The 17,713-nt window shown below is 72.4% G+C and carries 15 protein-coding genes; 9 read left to right on the top strand and 6 right to left on the bottom strand.

Translation table 11 applies throughout. The features are described 5' to 3' along the window. Positions 1-504: 504 nt before the first annotated feature. Positions 505-1,296: a CAP domain-containing protein gene (locus tag OG207_RS30015; protein ID WP_329102635.1), complete on the top strand. Its 792-nt coding sequence runs from the start codon at positions 505-507 to the stop codon at positions 1,294-1,296. A 66-nt stretch (positions 1,297-1,362) separates the two neighbouring features. Here OG207_RS30015 and OG207_RS30010 read toward each other — a convergent pair whose 3' ends face one another. After that, positions 1,363-4,350 (bottom strand): bifunctional [glutamine synthetase] adenylyltransferase/[glutamine synthetase]-adenylyl-L-tyrosine phosphorylase, encoded by a 2,988-nt coding sequence (locus OG207_RS30010; RefSeq protein WP_329102634.1) that lies wholly within the window; start codon positions 4,348-4,350, stop codon positions 1,363-1,365. Between the two features lie 275 nt (positions 4,351-4,625). Between OG207_RS30010 and OG207_RS30005 the strand changes: the two genes are divergently transcribed. The 3 genes from OG207_RS30005 to OG207_RS29995 all read left to right on the top strand — a co-directional run bounded on the left by OG207_RS30005 (position 4,626) and on the right by OG207_RS29995 (position 9,419). Beyond that, positions 4,626-4,907: a hypothetical protein gene (locus OG207_RS30005; RefSeq protein WP_329102632.1), complete on the top strand. Its 282-nt coding sequence runs from the start codon at positions 4,626-4,628 to the stop codon at positions 4,905-4,907. Continuing rightward, entirely contained in the window at positions 4,904-7,189 is a 2,286-nt protein-coding gene (locus tag OG207_RS30000) for a PIG-L family deacetylase (protein ID WP_329102630.1), read from the top strand. Before OG207_RS30005 ends, OG207_RS30000 begins: the two co-directional genes overlap by 4 nt. A 163-nt stretch (positions 7,190-7,352) precedes the next feature. Next, complete coding sequence (locus OG207_RS29995; protein ID WP_329102628.1) at positions 7,353-9,419, top strand: PIG-L family deacetylase; 2,067 nt, start codon at positions 7,353-7,355, stop codon at positions 9,417-9,419. Between the two features lie 78 nt (positions 9,420-9,497). Here OG207_RS29995 and OG207_RS29990 read toward each other — a convergent pair whose 3' ends face one another. The 3 genes from OG207_RS29990 to OG207_RS29980 all read right to left on the bottom strand — a co-directional run bounded on the left by OG207_RS29990 (position 9,498) and on the right by OG207_RS29980 (position 12,733). Beyond that, the gene (locus OG207_RS29990; protein WP_329102626.1) at positions 9,498-10,037 is read right to left on the bottom strand and encodes a hypothetical protein; all 540 of its coding nucleotides are present in this window, start codon (positions 10,035-10,037) and stop codon (positions 9,498-9,500) included. A gap of 157 nt (positions 10,038-10,194) precedes the next feature. Continuing rightward, complete coding sequence (locus tag OG207_RS29985; protein ID WP_329102624.1) at positions 10,195-11,196, bottom strand: hypothetical protein; 1,002 nt, start codon at positions 11,194-11,196, stop codon at positions 10,195-10,197. A gap of 175 nt (positions 11,197-11,371) precedes the next feature. Next, entirely contained in the window at positions 11,372-12,733 is a 1,362-nt protein-coding gene (locus OG207_RS29980; RefSeq protein WP_030717411.1) for a glutamine synthetase family protein, read from the bottom strand. 172 nt (positions 12,734-12,905) lie between these two features. Here OG207_RS29980 and OG207_RS29975 point away from each other — a divergent pair, with 172 nt between their 5' ends. The 4 genes from OG207_RS29975 to OG207_RS29960 all read left to right on the top strand — a co-directional run bounded on the left by OG207_RS29975 (position 12,906) and on the right by OG207_RS29960 (position 15,491). Next, complete coding sequence (locus tag OG207_RS29975; RefSeq protein ID WP_329102622.1) at positions 12,906-13,307, top strand: hypothetical protein; 402 nt, start codon at positions 12,906-12,908, stop codon at positions 13,305-13,307. A 58-nt stretch (positions 13,308-13,365) separates the two neighbouring features. Then, complete coding sequence (locus OG207_RS29970; protein WP_402696338.1) at positions 13,366-14,067, top strand: DUF3105 domain-containing protein; 702 nt, start codon at positions 13,366-13,368, stop codon at positions 14,065-14,067. Next, positions 14,064-14,795, top strand: coding sequence for a DUF305 domain-containing protein (locus tag OG207_RS29965; RefSeq protein WP_329102620.1), 732 nt, complete (start codon positions 14,064-14,066; stop codon positions 14,793-14,795). The genes OG207_RS29970 and OG207_RS29965 overlap by 4 nt, the downstream gene beginning before the upstream one ends. 276 nt (positions 14,796-15,071) lie before the next feature. Then, a complete protein-coding gene (locus OG207_RS29960; RefSeq protein ID WP_329102617.1) occupies positions 15,072-15,491 on the top strand; it encodes a CBS domain-containing protein in 420 nt (139 codons plus the stop codon). Here OG207_RS29960 and OG207_RS29955 read toward each other — a convergent pair. Then, a complete protein-coding gene (locus OG207_RS29955) occupies positions 15,476-16,375 on the bottom strand; it encodes an alpha/beta fold hydrolase (RefSeq protein ID WP_329107983.1) in 900 nt (299 codons plus the stop codon). The two genes, OG207_RS29960 and OG207_RS29955, sit on opposite strands and share 16 nt — an antisense overlap. 23 nt (positions 16,376-16,398) lie before the next feature. Further along, complete coding sequence (locus OG207_RS29950; RefSeq protein WP_329102615.1) at positions 16,399-17,100, bottom strand: DUF998 domain-containing protein; 702 nt, start codon at positions 17,098-17,100, stop codon at positions 16,399-16,401. Positions 17,101-17,172: 72 nt separating this feature from the next. Here OG207_RS29950 and OG207_RS29945 point away from each other — a divergent pair, with 72 nt between their 5' ends. Then, positions 17,173-17,631 carry a hypothetical protein gene (locus OG207_RS29945; protein ID WP_329102613.1) on the top strand — a complete coding sequence of 153 codons (459 nt, stop codon included), beginning with the start codon at positions 17,173-17,175 and terminating at the stop codon, positions 17,629-17,631. The last annotated feature ends 82 nt before the right edge of the window (positions 17,632-17,713 follow it).

Genomic DNA, 17,713 nt, shown 5'->3' with positions numbered 1-17,713 from the left:
CGTAGCGTCCGTTTTCCCTTCGGGGGAAACGGACGCTTTGCGCCGCCTCGGTCTTTTCGGGTCGATTTCGCCCATCGGCTGTCGTGACACCCCGGCCGCCCTGGCGCCCCAGGCAGCCCGACCGGGAAACAGTGACATGCGTCACGGCACATCCGTCACTGGTGGGCTTTCTTGACGGGGCGTTAACCCGCCGACATTTCGATATTTGTCCCTTTTGGAATCGACATTCCCCTCTCCGCCGGAAACGGAATCTGCGATACCGCTAGGCCCGTCCCCGACCGGCCAGGTCACAGCCGTTTCTGACCGCTCCTCAGACGGTTGCGGGAGTGACCAAATCGTGATGATGCACGATCACGGTCCCGATTCAAGCCGTGTGCCGACCGCCGCAGGCTCGTGATCAGCGGAAACTTGCCAGGCCATTCAGAGGCTTTTAAGAATGGCGGCCTCTTCGGCGCACTGTGATTCCGGCGCCGGAAGCTTCGCGATCACTGAATGAGGTCAGGCATGCAGAAGCATCGGAAGAAGACGTCCTACAAGAAGATAGTCATCGGTGTCGGCGCGCTCGCCATCGTGGGTGTTCCCACCGCCGCCATGGCCTGCTTCGACGGCCAGGACAACGGCCGCAGCAACGGCAACGGCAACGGCTGGGCGCGGACCGCGAGCCACCAGCAGCAGCGCCCGTGGCAGTGGCAGCAGACGCCGTCGGCCGCTCCGACCACCCAGGCGCCCGTGGAGGCACCGCTCCCGAGCGAGACGCCGAGCAGCAGCCCTTCCGAGGCCTCCCCCAGCAGCCCCGCCGCGACCACGCCGCCCGTGGTGCAGACCACGCCGCCCGCGCAGCCCAAGCCCGCGAAGCCGCCGGTCGCCACGAAGAAGCCGCAGGCGCCCGAGCCGTCGAAGCCGGCCGCCCCGCCGGCCTCCGGCGACGTCGCCCAGGTCCTCGCGCTCGTCAACCAGGAACGCGCCGCCGCCGGCTGCCAGGCCGTCTCCCTCAACGCGAAGCTGACGAAGGCCGCGCAGGACCACAGCGCCGACATGGCCGCCCACAGCAACATGTCCCACACCGGCTCCGACGGCTCGGACCCGGGCGCGCGGATCACCCGCGCCGGATACACCTGGAGCACGTACGGCGAGAACGTCGCCTACGGCTACAGCACCCCCGCGAAGGTCATGGAGGGCTGGATGAACAGCCAGGGCCACCGGGAGAACATCCTGAACTGCTCCTTCAAGGAGATCGGCATCGACCTGGCGCAGCCCGGCTACTACTGGACGCAGGACTTCGGCACGGCGCGCTGACCCCGTGCCACCCCGGTCAGCCGGGAGCCGGGAGCCGGACAACGGCTTCCGGCTTCCGGCTTCCGGCTATGCGCCGTAGAAGAGTTCGTCCACCACGGCCCGGGCACGGCGGGTGATGCGGCGGTAGTCGTCCAGCAGCTCCCCCACCGTACCCTCCGCGTAGCCGAGGTAGCGGCCCACGGCCGCCAGCTCCCGGGCCTCGCTCGGGAAGGTGTCCCCGGCTCGGCCGCGCACCAGCATCACGGCGTTGCGGACCCGGGTCGCCAGGACCCAGGCCTCGTCCAGGATCTGCGCCTCCTCGGTCGGGATCAGGCCGGCCGCGTGCGCGGCCGCCAGGGCCTCCCGGGTACGGGTGGTGCGCAGGCCCGGTTCGGCCCAGGCGTGCCGCATCTGGATCAGCTGGACGGTCCACTCCACGTCGCTGAGGCCGCCGCGGCCGAGCTTGGTGTGCAGGGTCGGGTCGGCCCCGCGGGGCAGTCGCTCCGATTCCATGCGGGCCTTGAGCCGGCGGATCTCGCGCACGGCGTCCTCGCCGAGCCCCTCCATCGGGTAGCGCAGCGGATCGATCAGCTCGATGAAGCGGGCGCCGATGTCGGCGTCGCCCGCCACCGGTTCGGCGCGCAGCAGGGCCTGGCTCTCCCAGGTCAGGGACCAGCGCCGGTAGTAGGCGGCGTAGGAGGCCAGCGTGCGCACCAGCGGGCCGGAGCGGCCTTCGGGGCGCAGGTCGGCGTCGATGAGCAGCGGCGGGTCGGTGGTGGGCAGCTGGAGCAGCCTGCGCATTTCAGCGATGACGGTCTGGGCGGCCTTGGCGGCTTCCTGTTCGTCGACGCCCTCGCGGGGTTCGTGGACGAACAGGACGTCGGCGTCGGAGCCGTAGCCGAGTTCGTGGCCGCCGAAGCGGCCGACGCCGATGACGGCGAAGCGGGTGGGCAGCGTGTCGCCGTAGTGGCTGTGGACGGCGGCGCGCAGGGCCCCGGCGACGGTGGCGGCGGTGAGGTCGGAGACGGCTCCGCCGACCCGGTCGACGAGGGCTCCGTGGTCCTCCTCGGCCGGGTTGTCCTCCGTACCGTACGAGCCGATGATGTCGGCCGCGGTGGTGCGGAAGAGCTCGCGGCGGCGCACGCCGCGGGCGGCGGCGACGGCGGCCTCGGGGTTCTCGGCGCGGCCGACGGCGGCGAGGACCTCCTGCTCCAGGGCCTCGTGCGTACGGGGCTGCAGGCCTTCGGGGTCACCGAGCAGGGCCACGGCCTCGGGGGCGCGCATCAGCAGGTCGGGGGCGAGGCGGCCGGCGGACAGAACGCGGGCGAGGTTCTCGGCGGCGGCGCCCTCGTCGCGCAACAGGCGCAGGTACCAGGGGGTCTTGCCGAGGGCGTCGGAGACCTTGCGGAAGTTCAGCAGGCCGGCGTCCGGGTCGGCGGAGTCGGCGAACCAGCCGAGCATCACCGGCAACAGGGTGCGCTGGATGGCGGCCTTGCGGGTGACGCCGGAGGCGAGGGCTTCGAGGTGGCGCAGGGCCGAGGCCGGGTCGGCGTAGCCGAGGGCTTCGAGGCGCTGGCCGGCGGCGCGCGGGGAGAGCCGGGTCTCGCCGGGGGTGAGCTGGGCGACGGCGTCGAGCAGCGGCCGGTAGAAGAGCTTCTCGTGCAGGCGCCGGACCACGGAGGCGTGCCGGCGCCAGGCCTTGTTGAGTTCGGCGACGGGTTCGGTGCGCAGGCCCATGGAACGGCCCAGGCGCCGCAGGTCGTTCTCGTCCTCGGGGACGAGATGGGTGCGGCGCAGCCGGTAGAGCTGGATGCGGTGCTCCATGGCGCGCAGGAAGCGGTACGCGTCATGCAGTTGGGCGGCGTCGGCGCGGCCGACGTAGCCGCCGGCGGCGAGGGCGTGCAGGGCGTCGAGGGTGGTGCCGGAGTGCAGGGTGGCGTCGCTGCGGCCGTGCACGAGCTGGAGCAGCTGGACGGCGAACTCGACGTCGCGCAGGCCGCCGGGGCCGAGCTTCAGCTCGCGGTCGACTTGGGCGGCGGGGATGTTGTCGACGACGCGGCGGCGCATCTTCTGGACGTCGGCGACGAAGTTCTCGCGTTCGGCGGCCTGCCACACCAACGGGCTTATGGCGGCGATGTACTCGGCGCCCAGGGCCTCGTCGCCGGCCACGGCACGGGCCTTGAGGAGGGCCTGGAACTCCCAGGTCTTGGCCCAGCGCTGGTAGTAGGCCAGGTGGGAGGCGAGGGTGCGGACGAGGGGGCCGTTGCGGCCTTCGGGGCGGAGATTGGCGTCGACGGGCCAGATGGTGCCCTCGACGGTGGTCTCCGAGCAGATCCGCATGAGGTGCGAGGCGAGGCGGGTGGCGGCCTGGAGGGCCTTGCCCTCGTCTGCGCCGGGGGCCGCGTCGCCGACGAAGATGACGTCGACGTCGGAGACGTAGTTCAGCTCGTTGCCGCCGCACTTGCCCATCGCGATGACGGCGAGGCGGCACAGGGCGGCGTCCTCGGGGGCGGCGGCGGAGGCGATCCGCAGGGCCGCGCGGAGGGTGGCGGTGGCCAGGTCGGCGAGCTCGGCGGCGGTCTGGGCGACGTCGATGGTGCCGCAGACGTCGCGGGCGGAGATGGAGAGCAGGCAGCGGCGGTAGGCGACGCGCAGGCCGACGGGGTCGTGCGCGTCGGCGAGGCCGCGCTCGAACTCGGCGAGTCCGGGGTGCAGGTCGGCGGCCTCGTAGGTGACGAGGCCGAGCCAGTCGCGGGGGTGGCGGGCGAGGTGGTCGCCCAGGGCTTCGGAGGCGCCCAGCACGCCGAGCAGCCGGTCGCGCAGCGGCTTGGCGCTGACGAGGGTGTCGAGGAGCCCGGGCAGCTCGCCGTCGGGCTGGGCCTCGGCGAGCCGGACGAGCCCAAGGAGGGCGAGGTCGGGGTCGGCGGTCGCGCCGAGGGCGTCGAGCAGCACGGGATCGGCGCGTACGGCCGCCAGCGCGTCGGCGTCGAGCAGCCGGGCGGCGGCGGAGGGGTCGGTGAAACCGCTGCGGAGCAGCCGGATGAAGGTGCTGCTCCTGCGTCCCGGGACCGTCATCCCGCCGCCTCCCGCGGTTGTTTCCGCCACTGCCTGTCCGTGCTCGCCAGTGCGTGCCCGGGCTTGTCCGGCCTTGCGCCGCCCTGGCGGGCTCTGCTCCTGAGCCTAGGCCCTGGGACCTGTCGGCGGAGTCCCGCCCGGGCCGCGACGTAGGTTTGGGCGTGTCCGGATCAAATGTTCGACTCAACGCGCATACGATGCCAAGAATTCTCCGATCATCTGAATATTCGGCGCATGATCGGGGTACACCCCGCCGTCCTGCCAGAAGGAGCACCATGTCCGACTCCTGGCAGGGCCCCGGGGCCCGGGACCCGCAGGGCGCGCCGGCCGGATCCGCCAGGGGGCAGCGGGCCCGGCCGTCCGAGCCCGCGCACCAGGAGTACGAGGGACACCACGCGGCACAAGAGCCGCACCAGGACTACCCGCAGCACGCATACCCGCAGCACCCGCAGCACCCGCAGCACCCGCAGCATGCGCAGCATGCGTACCCACACCCGTACCCGTACCCCACCCGCCCCGGCAGATCCACCAGACCGCGCCGCACGCCGCCGACTTGACCGATGCGGCCGGACCGACCGCCCCGGCCGAGCCGGTCGACCCGCTCGCCGTGGCCGAGTCCGCCGAGTCCGCCGAAGCCGCCGGAGCGGCGGAAGCAGCCGAAGCGACCGAGGCCGACGGAGCCGCCGACGGCCGCCGTCCGGCGCGCCGCCCCGCCCGCGGCAAGGGCGGGGCCCGCCCGCCTCGCCGCGGCCGGGCCCGCCTCGTCAAGGTCGTCGCCTTCTGCGTGGTCACCGCCGCCGGCAGCCTTCTCCTCCTCCGGGGCAACGAACTCCTCGACCGCCTCGGCTCCACCGCCGTCCCCGACAAGGCGGCCGACACCCCCGCTCCCACCCCCGCCCCCGAGCCGCCCGACCCCGGCCGGGTGCTCCAGGTCATCGCGCACCCCGACGACGACCTGTACTTCATGAACCCGGACCTGCGGTACTCCATATCCGCCGGCCACCCCGTGACCACGGTCTACCTGACCTCCGGCGAGGCCGACGGCATCAACGCCGGCTCCGCCAAGGCGGCCACCACCAAGCCCGACAAGCCCGCCTATGCCGAGGCCCGCCAGAACGGCATCCGCGCCGCCTACGCCAAGATGGCCACCGGCGACCGCGGCAGCCCCTGGACGCGCACCGTCGTTCCGACCAGGGGCGGCGGACACGCCGAGGTCGACGTCCTGGTCGCCAAACCCCAGGTCAACCTCGTCTGGTTGCAGCTCCGCGAGGCCGGCACCGTCTACGGCAACGCCCCTGACAGCCTGCACGGCCTGTGGGACGGCAAGGTTCCCCGTCTGGACTCCATGCTCGCGTCCGGCACCCCGGTCACGCAGAAGTTCTCGTACACCAAGGACCAGGTCGTCCAGACCCTCATCGGCATCCTGGAGCAGTACCGGCCGACCACCGTCCGCTCCCAGGACCCGACCCCCGGCCGGGATCCCGGCACCAAGCGGTACGCCGACCACCAGGACCACTTCTACGGCGCCCGGTTCGTACAAATGGCCACCGCCGCCTACGCCGAGAACGTCACGGACCGCCCGCACTTCGCGGTGCAGAACTACGCCGGCTACATAAACGGCTCGCTCCCCAGCACCCTGGACCCGAACGAGGCCAAGGAGAAGCTGGACATCCTGGGCACCTACGCGTGGCTCGACCAGCAGAACCACTGCAACAGCCCCGCAGGCTGCGGCGACCTCAAGATCTCCGACCAACCGGGCGGCAACCGGTGGTCGAACTCCATCAACTACACCCGCGGCACCGGCACCAGTTGGCTGACCTCCGACGCGGAGCACGGACTGTGGGCCTTCAAGGTGCTCGACGGCCAGGTGGCGCTCTGGCACCGGCCCGGCCCCGTCGGCCGCTGGAAGGGCCCGGACCTGCTCCCCGGCACCGGCATGGACCCGGGCGTGAGCACCGTGACCCTGGCGGACGGCCGGACGGCCGCCTTCGGCACCCGCACGTCCTTCGGCGCGAAGCCCACCGACTACAAGCGCGAGGTCGTCTACGTCGTCCAGAAGCAGCCGGGGTCCGAGGAGTTCACGGAGTGGCAGTCGCTCGGCACCCCCGAGACCGCCGACGAGACCTGGACCTCCGACATCAGCGCCCCGGCCGTATCGGTCGACGGCACCGGGCAGTTGGCGGCGTACGTCCGCGACGGCGCGTCCAGCCTGCGCGGCCGGGTGCAGCGGGCGGACGGCAGCTGGGGGCCCTGGGAGAAGTACGGCGGCACCGACCTGCACGGCTCCCCGGCCACCGCGACCGACGGCGCCGGTCGGCGCATGGTGTTCTCCGCCACCTCCACATCGGTGGTGGGCTGGGTGCAGCCGAAGCCGGGTGACCCGCTGGGCCAGGTCACGGCGACCGGGCTGCCGGACACCACGCTCCCGCTGACCGCGGACGGCCGCGAGGGCGGGGTACGGCTGTGGTTCCGCAAGCCCGGCTCCGGCAACGTCCGTACCGCCCTGATCACGGGTGAGGGCGGGCTGAAGGTGAGCCAGATGACCGACCTCGGCGGCCTCCAGGGCTTCGGCTCGGTGACGGCGAGCGGGCACGTACTGGCGGGCCGCACGGCGGGCGGCCAACTGGGCTCGGAGGCCGGGCCGGGCCGGCCGTGGGAACGGTCCCCGCTGATGTTCGTCGGCGCGCCCTCCTCCACGATGACCGGCAAGGGCCTGGTCAGCCTGGCGGTGGTGGGGCTCGACGCGCGGCTGTACGTGACCTCCTCGGCCGACGTGCCGAACGCGCACCTGGCGCCGTGGCAGCCGGTGGGCCCGCGCAACGCGCCCCCGTTCCCCTAAGGGGTCCCATACGCCAAGTCCGTAGGCGGACGAACAACGTCCGCATTTAGTTCCTGAATTGCGCGGGTCATCCGCGAATTCGGTGAACCAAATCCGCCGTTGTGCCCTCTCTCTGACTGTTCGACGCTTTCTCCCGACCAGAACGAGCCCGAGGCGTGACCCGATGCCCGTGACCCGTCGCCGCTTCGCGGCCCTGCTCACCGTGCTGACAGCCGGCACCACCGGCGTGCTCTCCGTGGCCGGCGGCCAGCAGACCACCGCCCAAGCCACCCAGGAGAGGCACCCGGCCGCGGCCCGGCCCGCGAGCGTCACCGCCGGTTCGGTCGTCCAGATCGTCGCCCACCCCGACGACGACCTGTTCTTCATGAACCCGGACCTCAGCCGGTCCCTGCTGTCCGGCACCCAGGTCACCACCGCCTACCTCACCTCCGGCGAGTCCGACGGCCGCAACGAAGCCCACGGCGGCGCCGCCTCCGACCCCGAACAGCCCGCCGACCGCGCCCACTACGCAGAAGCCCGGCAGAACGGCATCCGCTCCGCGTACGCGCAGATGGCCACCGGGGACCGCACCAGCGCGTGGAAGCGTACGGTCATACCCACCGCCGGGGGCGGGCAGGCCGAGCTCGACGTCCTCATAGCGAAGCCGCAGGTCAACCTGGTGTGGCTGATGCTCCGGGAGGCCCGCAGCACCGGCGGGGACACCCCGGAGAGCCTGCGCGGCCTGTGGAACGGCCGGATACCCGCGCTGGACGCCCAGCTCACCTCCGGCACCCCGGTGAAACGGCCGTTCACCTACACGAAGGACCAGCTCGTCCAGGCGGTGGTCGAGGTCCTGGACCGCTACCGGCCGACGACGATACGGATGCAGGACCCGACGCCGAACCGGTACGGCGAGAACGGGACCGGCCGCTACACCGACCACCAGGACCACATGTACGGGGCCCGCTTCGCACAGGCCGCCACCGCCGCCTACGCCGCCCAGGTCAGCAGGCGCCCGCACTTCACGGTCCAGAGCTACCTCGGCTACCACAACAGCACCCTCCCGCACGCGCTGGACCCGCAGACCGCCGAGACCAAGATAGGCTTCCTGAAGACCTACGCCTGGCAGGACCACCAGGACTACTGCGGCAGCCCGTCGGGCTGCGGCGACCGCAAGGTCGCGGGCAACCCGACCGGGCGCAACTGGGCCCAGTCGCTGCGCTACACCCGCGCCGACCACACCTCCTGGCTGACGGAGGGAACGCCCGGCCGCCTGTGGGCCTTCGCGACGCTGGACGGCCAGAGCGCGTACTGGACGCGCAACGCCGGCGGCGACTGGGCGGGCCCGGTGTTCCTCCCGGGCACGGGCATCGACCAGGGGGCCACCGCCGCCCGCCTCCCCGGCGGCCGCATCGCCGTCCTCGCCACCCGCACCACCTTCGGCCCCACGCCCGCGGAGTACCGGCGCGAGGTCGTGTACGCCGTCCAGCCCGTGCCCGACGGCCCGTTCGGCCCGTGGCAGTCGCTCGGCACCCCGGAGCGCACCGACGACGAGGGCACCTCGGCGATCAGCGCGCCCGCGGTGTCCGTGGACGCGCGGGGCCTCCTCACCGTCTACCTCCGCGACTCGCGCCGCACCCTGCGCGCGAGCACCCAGCAGCCGGACGGCAGCTTCTCGGCGTGGGAGCGGCTCGGCGGCGAGGACCTGCAGAGCGACCCGGTGGCGGCGATCGACGCGGCCGGGCGGCGCCACGTGTACGCGACCACCACGACGTCCGTCCTGGCCTGGACCCAGCGCACCCCGGACACCCCGCTGCTCGGCCCCGCGCCGACGGGCCTGCCCGCCACCACGGTCCCCCTCTCGGCCGCCCCGGACGGCGCGGGCGTCCGCCTCTTCTTCCGCCGCCCGGACTCGGGCGTCGTCCGCACCGCGCTGGTCACGGCGGGCCCTTCGGTCCGGCCCCAGGTCTCCAGCGTCACGGAGGCGGGCGGGCGCGCGGGCTACGGCGCGGTCGGCGCTGCGGGCCGCCTCATGGTGGGCCGCGCGGACAGCGGCACCATCAGCACCACCGGCCTCGGCGGCCCCCCGGCATGGGTCGAATCCGGCATGCTCTTCGCGGGCGCCCCGTCGGCCGTCCTCGAACCCTCGGGCACCATCACGACGGCGGTGCTGGGCCTGGACGCCGAACTCCACACGACGACGACCCCCACCACCCCCAACCGCCCCACCTGGCACCGCGCGGTCCACTGACGCCGTCCTGGCGGTGGCTGGAGGGACGCTCGGCGCCAAAGGATGCTGGCTCGACCGGCAGGGCCCGAAAGGGGCGACCTAACCGTGCGGGCCGCGGGTCGCTTCGGCGCGGCGGAAGGCTTCTTCGCAGGTGCGGCCGGAGTGGGTGGCCGTCAGCGAAAGGGTGTCGATGAGGCCGCCGTTGGTGAAGTGCAGGCGCCAGGGTCCGCTCTTGAGCGCCACCCCCGGAGCCGGCCCGCCCCGGCGGGCCGTGACCTGCCAGCCGCGTTCCTCCAGAGCGGTTTCGAGAGCCGCCAGCCGTCCGTCGTCGGCGGGGCCGTCGCCCGTCCAGTCCGCGATGCAGTCGGCGAGCTCCCCCTGCTCCGCGGGGTACGGGGCGCCCGGGGTGAGCCCGGCCGCAGCCGCGGCGGCGGCGAGCTCCGCCGCGACCGTGGCCCGCGACGGATCTCCCCCGGCGCGGGCCGCAACCTCCGCCCCGGCGGGCTCCCGAACCCAACTGCCGTCGAGCCCGTCCTCCTCGGGCGAAGCCAGCACGGCCCCGCCGACCCCGAGCACCCCGGCGAACACCGCAACGCCCACGACCGCCGCCCCCACACCCCAGCCCTTGCGCCTACTCAAACCACTTCTCCCACACCCGTATGACCGCCGCCTGCCCGGACGGCAGCAACATGCTAGGTGCTGCCGGCCCCTGATCCCTCGACCCCGACTCGTACTGGGGGGCCATCACACCGGCCGGAGCCGTCGCGGCAAAGGCCGCTGGGCCGAACACCACCCCTCAGTGGGCCAAGGGGAATCCGGCGAAGCCGTCCTCGGTCTGGTGGACGAGGTACACGTTCTGCGATGCCAGCAGGTCCTTCACGTCCTTGCTCGGCTCGCTGGGCAGCAGCACGGCCACCCTCAGGCCCTCCGGGTCGGGGAGGTGCCTGCGGTAGTCGGCAAGCTGACCGATCGCCATGCGGATGTTGGTGCGGGTGGTCAGCCCCTTGGCCTCGTACAGCACGTGATCGGTCATGTCGTACAGGTCAGGGGTGAGGGCGCCCACCTCACCGGCGATGGTGATCTGGAAGGACTTGTGCAGGTGCCCAGCGGCCTCGAGGTCCTTCTTGAACGCCTCCATCAGCAGGCCCTCACGACGTAGAACGGTACGAGGCCCTCCGGGAACGTCAGCGATCGTCTCCGAGGTGGTGTGCTGCTCGGACTTCTTGTCCTTCACGCTGGTCTGCGCGGGAATCACCGGGACCGTGTCCACGTCCTCCACGTCGTTGCCGGCCGCCGGCTTGAGCCAGTCCTCTTCCTTCCATGCCGGCGACGACCCCGGAACCGGCCGAAGCCGGAACACCAGAGCGTTGCGCATCTTGTGGTCCTGGCCCGGGCCGCGGCGAATCACGACGGGGTTGATCGGGTCCACGGTCATCTGCCCGATGTACCTCTGGCGCATGGCGCCGCTACCACCCGGCACCTTGCCGTGCGCGACGAACAGGTGCAGTTCACGACCGTCCTCGACGTGGTACCGCAGGGACTTGTTGCGGCTCTTCATCTCCTGGTCACCGTTGGCGCCGTAGCCGGTGTACAGGTACAGCGGACCGTACTCGTCGTCCTCGGCGCGGCCGTCGAAGGTGTAGCCGTACTCCTCGCCCGCGGAAGGGTCGGAGTAGACGAACACCTTCTTCGCCTCGTTGGCCGGCTCGATGCCCTGGTACTTCCCACCGCCGAACGCAGCCACGACCTCATCACGCGTGGTGATCCTCCCGGGCACAAGCTCAAACGTCGTCGTCATGGTCACGACCATAAGCAGCCCCAACGGCACCCCGGCACCGCATTTCCAGGACCACGCAATCGGATGACCCCCTCTCGGTCCGCCGGCCCAGGGTCAGTGAGACGGCTCCGGGCCGGTGGTCGTCGACCACCGGCCCGGAGTGTCGTACGTGGCCCGCAAGGGCGCTGACCTGGCCTTACAGGACCGGGAGGTTCTTGCGGAGCTCGAAGGCCGTGACCTCCGAGCGGTATTCCTCCCACTCCTGCTTCTTGTTGCGGAGGAAGAAGTCGAAGACGTGCTCGCCGAGGGTTTCGGCGACCAGTTCACTGCGTTCCATCAGGGAGATGGCCTCGCCGAGGTTCTGCGGGAGGGGTTCGATGCCCATCGCGCGGCGTTCGGCGTCGGAGAGGGCCCAGACGTCGTCGTCGGCGCCCGCCGGGAGTTCGTAGCCCTCCTCGATGCCCTTGAGGCCGGCCGCGAGGAGGACCGCGTAGGTGAGGTACGGGTTGGCGCCCGAGTCGATCGAGCGGACCTCGACGCGCGAGGAGCCCGTCTTGCCCGGCTTGTACATCGGGACCCGGATCAGGGCCGAGCGGTTGTTGTGGCCCCAGCAGATGTACGAGGGGGCCTCGCCGCCCGCGCCCGCGCTGCGGGAGGAGCCGCCCCAGATGCGCTTGTAGGAGTTGACCCACTGGTTGGTGACCGCCGCCGTCTCGGCGGCGTGCTTCAGCAGGCCCGCGATGAAGGAGCGGCCGACCTTGGAGAGCTGGTACTCGGCACCCGACTCGTAGAAGGCGTTGCGGTCGCCCTCGAAGAGGGAGAGGTGGGTGTGCATGCCCGAGCCGGGGTATTCGGAGAACGGCTTCGGCATGAAGGTGGCCTGGACGCCCTGTTCGAGGGCCACCTGCTTCATGACCAGGCGGAAGGTCATGATGTTGTCGGCCGTGGAGAGCGCGTCGGCGTAGCGGAGGTCGATCTCCTGCTGGCCGGGGGCGCCCTCGTGGTGGCTGAACTCGACCGAGATGCCCATCGATTCGAGCATGGTGATCGCCTGGCGGCGGAAGTCCATGCCCACGTTCTGCGGGGTGTGGTCGAAGTAGCCGGAGTTATCGGCCGGGACCGGGCGGGTGCCGTCCAGCGGCTTGTCCTTCAGCAGGAAGAACTCGATCTCCGGGTGGGTGTAGAAGGTGAAGCCCAGGTCGGAGGTCTTGGCCAGGATGCGCTTGAGGACGTAGCGCGGGTCCGCGAAGGACGGCGAGCCGTCCGGCATCAGGATGTCGCAGAACATCCGGGCGGTCCCGGGGGCCTCCGCGCGCCACGGCAGTATCTGGAACGTGCTCGGGTCCGGCTTGGCGATCATGTCGGACTCGTAGACCCGCGCGAAGCCCTCGATCGCGGAGCCGTCGAAACCGATGCCCTCGTCGAAGGCCTGCTCCAGCTCCGCCGGCGCGACCGCGACGGACTTGAGGAAGCCCAGTACGTCGGTGAACCACAGGCGCACGAAGCGGATGTCGCGCTCCTCAAGCGTCCGGAGGACGAATTCCTGCTGCTTGTCCATGCCTTCATCCTCGCAGTTCAGACGGCCCGTGCACCACCGCCTCGACCGTTGGGGCACAGTCGGGCGCGCCCAGTATCGCCAGTCGTGGTTTCCGCCACATTACGCACCCGGGAAAGCTCGCGGCACCCCCGCACTGACCTGGGAGCCGTCATGAGCATTACCATCTGCGCCCATGGGGGGCCGGCAGCACATGCAGTCGGGGCGTCGCGGACGTCCCGGGGTTCGGCGTGCCGTCCTGCTGGTCGTCTTCGCGGTGCTGGCCGGCACGGTGCTGCTGTGCGCGCGGTCCGGCGAGTCGCACGTCCCGTGGCCCGGTGCGCAGGTACAGCAGGCGGCGGGTGGAGGGGCGCAGGCACCGGCACACGCCGTTTGCGTGTCTCCGTACGACCTGCCCGGCTGCTCGCCGCGCACGCGCGTCACGCCGGGTGTGCTGCCCGTGCCGCCGCCCGCCGTGACCGGCTCCGTGGGTGCGCCGGCGCCCGCCGCGATCGCCTCCGGGGCATCGCGGATCCGGCTGTACGGGGCTCCGCCGCGCGCCCCTGACCTGTATGCCCTCCAGGTGCTGCGGACCTGAGTGGTCCGGTTCGGTTTCGCGTTCATCCACCCCCCTCAGCAGAAGGAAACCAGGGCACATGGCCAGCAAGTCCGGCAGGACCAACCAGCACACCGACCCGAACTCCCGTCAAGCACGCATAGCCGAGATGCGCCGCGCCGACCAGATCAAGGAGCGGCGCAACAAGGCCATCGCGATCACGACCGCATCGGCCGTCGTCGTGGGCCTCGTCGGCTTCGGTGCCTGGGTGCTGATCGGCCAGAAGCAGGAAGAGCAGCGCAAGCAGGCGGCCGCGGAGAAGATCCGCAAGGAGGCCGAGGAGATCCGCAAGCAGCCGGTCTCGGGCGAGCAGCTCTGGGACGCGAAGACGCTGGGCCGCAACCACGTCGAGACCCCGGTGAAGTACGAGATGAACCCGCCGGTCGGCGGCGACCACCACCCCCGCTGGATGAACTGCAACGGTGACGTCTACAAGAACCCGGTGCCGGAGGTGAACGCCGTGCACTCGCTGGAGCACGGCGCGGTCTGGGTGACGTACAACGAGAAGGCCCCCAAGGCCGACGTGGACAAGCTCGCCGCGACCGTGGGCAAGACCCCGTACACCCTGATGAGCCCGGTCAAGGAGCAGACCGGCTCGATCATGCTCAGCGCGTGGGGCAAGCAGGTGACCGTGGACAGCGCGGACGATCCGCGGGTGTCGCAGTTCTTCACGAAGTACGTGCAGGGCGAGCAGACCCCGGAGCCGGGCGCGGCCTGCACGAGCGGGCTGGCCGGCAAGTGAGCCGGCCGGCCGGCGCCGACCGCCCCGTCCCCCGTACGTACTGGGTCGCGGGCACGGCCGTCCTGCTGGCCCTGCTGTTCGCGGCTGCCGCCACGGTGGCCGCCGCGAACGGCGGTGGTTCCGCGCATCCCGGTCCGTCGGACCGTACGGCGGCGCCCCGCACTCCGGGGCTCCGGTCGCCGGACGCGGGCTTCGCCCGGGACATGGCGGTGCACCACCAGCAGGCGGTGGAGATGTCCTTCATCGTCCGCGACCGCACCCAGGACGAGGCGGTGCGCACGCTCGCCTACGACATCGCCAACACCCAGGCCAACCAGCGGGGCATGCTGCTCGGCTGGCTGGACCTGTGGGGGCTGCCGAAGGTGGTGGCCGGCGAACCGCCGATGTCCTGGATGGGAACCTCGGGCGGCCACGGCGGTAGCGGCGGGCATGCGGGGCACGGTGGCGGCGCGGACGCCGCCAAGCCCGGTGCGTTGATGCCGGGCATGGCCACCAAGGAGGAGTTGGACCAGCTGGGTGCCGCCTCGGGCAGGGACGCGGAGGTGCTCTTCCTCCAGCTCATGACCGACCACCACAAGGGCGGCGTCGCGATGGCCGAGGGCTGTGCGCAGCAGTGCGAGACCCCGGTCGAGCGGGCGCTGGCGCAGGGCATGGTCGACGCGCAGCGCTCGGAGCTCACCTTGATGGCGGACATGCTGCGGCAGCGCGGAGCCGCGCCGCGCGGGTGACGGGACACGCCCGTACCGTGGTGAGAGGCGCCCTCTCACCCGTACGGGCGTGCTCCACCGTGTGGACGGCGGTGGGACGGCCCTGTGGACCACCGTGTGAACCGCCGTGTGGACCGCCGTGTGGACCGCCGTGTGGACCGCCGTGTGGACCGCCGTGTGGACCGCCGTGTGGACCGCCGTGTGGACCGCTTGTGGGACCCGTACCGGCCCGTGGGAGACCGCCGCACCGGACGCGCCCGCGCCCGGTGTCGAACGGCGTGCTCAGGAGGTTCAGCGATGACCACTGCCGCAGACATCATGCACCCCGGGGCCCAGTGGATTCCCGCCACCGAGACCCTCGACCGGGCCGCCCAGCTGATGGCCCGGCTCAATGTGGGTGCCCTGCCCATCAGCGACGCCGAGGAGCGGCTGTGCGGCATCATCACCGACCGCGACATCGTCGTGAACTGTGTGGCGAAGGGCCACGACCCGGCGAAGGTCACCTGCGGCGACATGGCCCGGGGCACCCCGCGCTGGATCGACGCGGGCGCGGACGTCGGTGACGTGCTGGAGGAGATGCAGAGCCACCAGATCCGCCGGCTGCCCGTGATCCGGAACAAGAAGCTGGTGGGCATGATCAGCGAGGCCGACCTCGCCCAGCACCTCTCCGACGACCAGATGGCCACCTTCGTGGAGAAGGTCTACGCGCGGGTCTGATCCTGCCCGGCCGTTGCCAGGACCGCCCGGGCCACCTGGCCCGGGCGGTCCAGCATGACCAGGTGGCCGGCGGGTTCGGCGACCTCGAAGCGGGCGCCGAGCAGGTCGGCGAGGTCCGCCTGCCGGGACAGCCAGCGCAGGGCCGAGCGTCCGGCCGAGCCGTCGTGACCGGCCAGGACGGTGGTGGGGGCGGCCAGCGGGTGCGTGCCCCGCAGGACCTGCAGCTCGGCGGCCATGTCCAGGTAGCGGGAGTTCTCCAACAGGGCGCCGCGCCAGACCCGGCCGGTGCGGTAGCAGCGGCGTACGAGGTCCCGTGCGGCCGGGTCGGAGCCGCCGGTGCGGGAGGCCCGTACGGTGACGCGGCGGAGCAGCGGTCCCAGCGCGGCCGGCAGTCCGGCGGCGGTCACGGCCCGGCCGAGCGACCGGGCGGCCCCGGTGCGCAGTGCGACGGGCAGGGCCGCGTGCGGGGCCTCCTCGGTGCTGCCGTCGACCAGGACGAGCCCGGCGGTGCGCTCCGGGTACAGGCGGGCGAAGGCTTCGGCGTGGAAGGCGGCGATGGAGTGCCCGACGACGGTGACGGGCCCGGCCGCGCGGGCGCCGAGCCCCAGCGCGTCCAGCAGCCCGGCGATGCGGTGGGCCTCCCCGGCGGTGGTGGGCGGCTCGGTGGCGGGGCCGCTGAGGCCGTGTCCGGGGCGGTCGAAGCGGACGACGGTGCGGCCCGCGGCGACGAGCGGTGCGACGACCGGGTCCCAGTCGAACCAGGCCATGGCGAGCCCGGCACTGAGGACGCACACGGGCCCCCGGCCTTCGACGACGACGTGCAGCGGAACCCCGTCGACGCGGTGGGCGCCGTTGCCCCCGCCGACCCCTTCGACGCGGTCGATGCGGACGAACCGGCCGGTGGCGCTCACGTACGGCCTTCCTTGTGGACGGAGTGGGCGAGCAGGCCCAGCCAGAGCGCGACGAGGAGCACCTGGAGCCGCTGACCGGCGCCAAGGGCCCAGGTCCCGCGCCCGGCCGTGAACAGGGCGATCGCGGACAGGGTCCAGACGGTGGCCAGCAGTTCGAGGGCGACGAGGGCGGGGCCGTAGCGGGCGAGCGGGGCGAACCAGCGGTAGCGGCGGGCGGCAACGGTGAGGGCCACCAGGCCGACCAGGGCCCCGGTCATGGCGAGGCTGCTGCTGACGGCGTGGGCCTGGTGGGTCGCGGGGACCAGTCCGGCGGTCTCCAGGGCGGCGCATTCGGGGTCCACGGTGGGCTGGCAGCTCAGCGGCAACCAGGCGTCGGCGGCGGTGGCCGCGCCGAAGAGGGCGACCCCGGCCCATCCGATGACCGCCCAGGCGCGGCGGGACTCCGCGTACTTCAGCAGCCGGAAGAGGGCCAGGAGCCCCCCGGAGAAGGCGAGCAGCCCGGCGGTGAAGTCGGTGGCCCGGAAGAGGCCGCCGAGCGGCTGGTCCTGGGCGGCGAGTTCGCTGACGTACGTCTCGATGGGGTTGAGGCCCGTGGAGAGGACGACTTCGAGCACCCACGCGGTGTAGGCGGCCGCGGCAAGACCGATCAGCGTGGCGACCGGCCACGCGCTCCGCGGCGAGAGCCCATGTGGGGACATAGTGTGACTAATCCTAAGCAGACGCGGGGTCGGTCCTCCGATCGGATACCCACCCCCGGTAGGGTTCCCGGCATGACGCGCAGCGCTCAGCGAGCCGCCCCGGGGGACCGGTTGCTGCTGCTCGCCGCGCTACTGCTGGGCATCGTCACGATGCACACCCTGGGCCATCCGACTGAGTCCCACGCCGTGCAAGACGTGTCTGCGGCCCACTCCGTTGCCTCGGCGGGGCAGCCCGTCCCGGTCGGGTCGGGTGGCGCGCGCCACACCTCGGCACCGGCGGCCGCCGACGCGCCCTCCCCCACCACCCCCTGGTGGGGGCACGCGGTGCCCGCGACCGAGATGGACCCGACGTCGGTCTGCCTCGCCGTGCTCGCGGGGCTCGTCGTACTGCTCATCGGCACCGGTCGGACCGGATCCCGACGCGCCGCGCCGCTCGGGGGCGCGGCCCGCATACCGGTCCGGTCCGGCAGTGGTCCGGACCCGCCCTCGCCCCGCGAGCTCCTCACCCGGCTGGCGGTCCTGCGGGTGTAGGCCGACGCCGCCGCCCCGCATGCCCGCGCATGCCCGGGGCGGCGCCGATCCGTGCCCATGCATCCGTAACACCACACCCATG

Origin of the sequence: Streptomyces sp. NBC_01439, from assembly GCF_036227605.1 — a bacterium.
Classification (GTDB): domain Bacteria; phylum Actinomycetota; class Actinomycetes; order Streptomycetales; family Streptomycetaceae; genus Streptomyces.
The sequence above is the reverse complement of the archived record's forward strand: the minus strand, read 5'-3'. Positions and strand labels throughout refer to the sequence as shown.

What these genes read in the sequence shown, in the direction of transcription:
- OG207_RS30015 (WP_329102635.1), top strand. Translation starts at nt 505, where the DNA reads ATGCAGAAGCATCGGAAGAAGACGTCCTACAAGAAGATAGTCATCGGT.
- OG207_RS30010 (WP_329102634.1), bottom strand. Translation starts at nt 4,350, where the DNA reads ATGACGGTCCCGGGACGCAGGAGCAGCACCTTCATCCGGCTGCTCCGC.
- OG207_RS30005 (WP_329102632.1), top strand. Translation starts at nt 4,626, where the DNA reads ATGTCCGACTCCTGGCAGGGCCCCGGGGCCCGGGACCCGCAGGGCGCG.
- OG207_RS29995 (WP_329102628.1), top strand. Translation starts at nt 7,353, where the DNA reads ATGCCCGTGACCCGTCGCCGCTTCGCGGCCCTGCTCACCGTGCTGACA.
- OG207_RS29985 (WP_329102624.1), bottom strand. Translation starts at nt 11,196, where the DNA reads ATGACGACGACGTTTGAGCTTGTGCCCGGGAGGATCACCACGCGTGAT.
- OG207_RS29980 (WP_030717411.1), bottom strand. Translation starts at nt 12,733, where the DNA reads ATGGACAAGCAGCAGGAATTCGTCCTCCGGACGCTTGAGGAGCGCGAC.
- OG207_RS29975 (WP_329102622.1), top strand. Translation starts at nt 12,906, where the DNA reads ATGGGGGGCCGGCAGCACATGCAGTCGGGGCGTCGCGGACGTCCCGGG.
- OG207_RS29970 (WP_402696338.1), top strand. Translation starts at nt 13,366, where the DNA reads ATGGCCAGCAAGTCCGGCAGGACCAACCAGCACACCGACCCGAACTCC.
- OG207_RS29960 (WP_329102617.1), top strand. Translation starts at nt 15,072, where the DNA reads ATGACCACTGCCGCAGACATCATGCACCCCGGGGCCCAGTGGATTCCC.
- OG207_RS29950 (WP_329102615.1), bottom strand. Translation starts at nt 17,100, where the DNA reads ATGTCCCCACATGGGCTCTCGCCGCGGAGCGCGTGGCCGGTCGCCACG.
- OG207_RS29945 (WP_329102613.1), top strand. Translation starts at nt 17,173, where the DNA reads ATGACGCGCAGCGCTCAGCGAGCCGCCCCGGGGGACCGGTTGCTGCTG.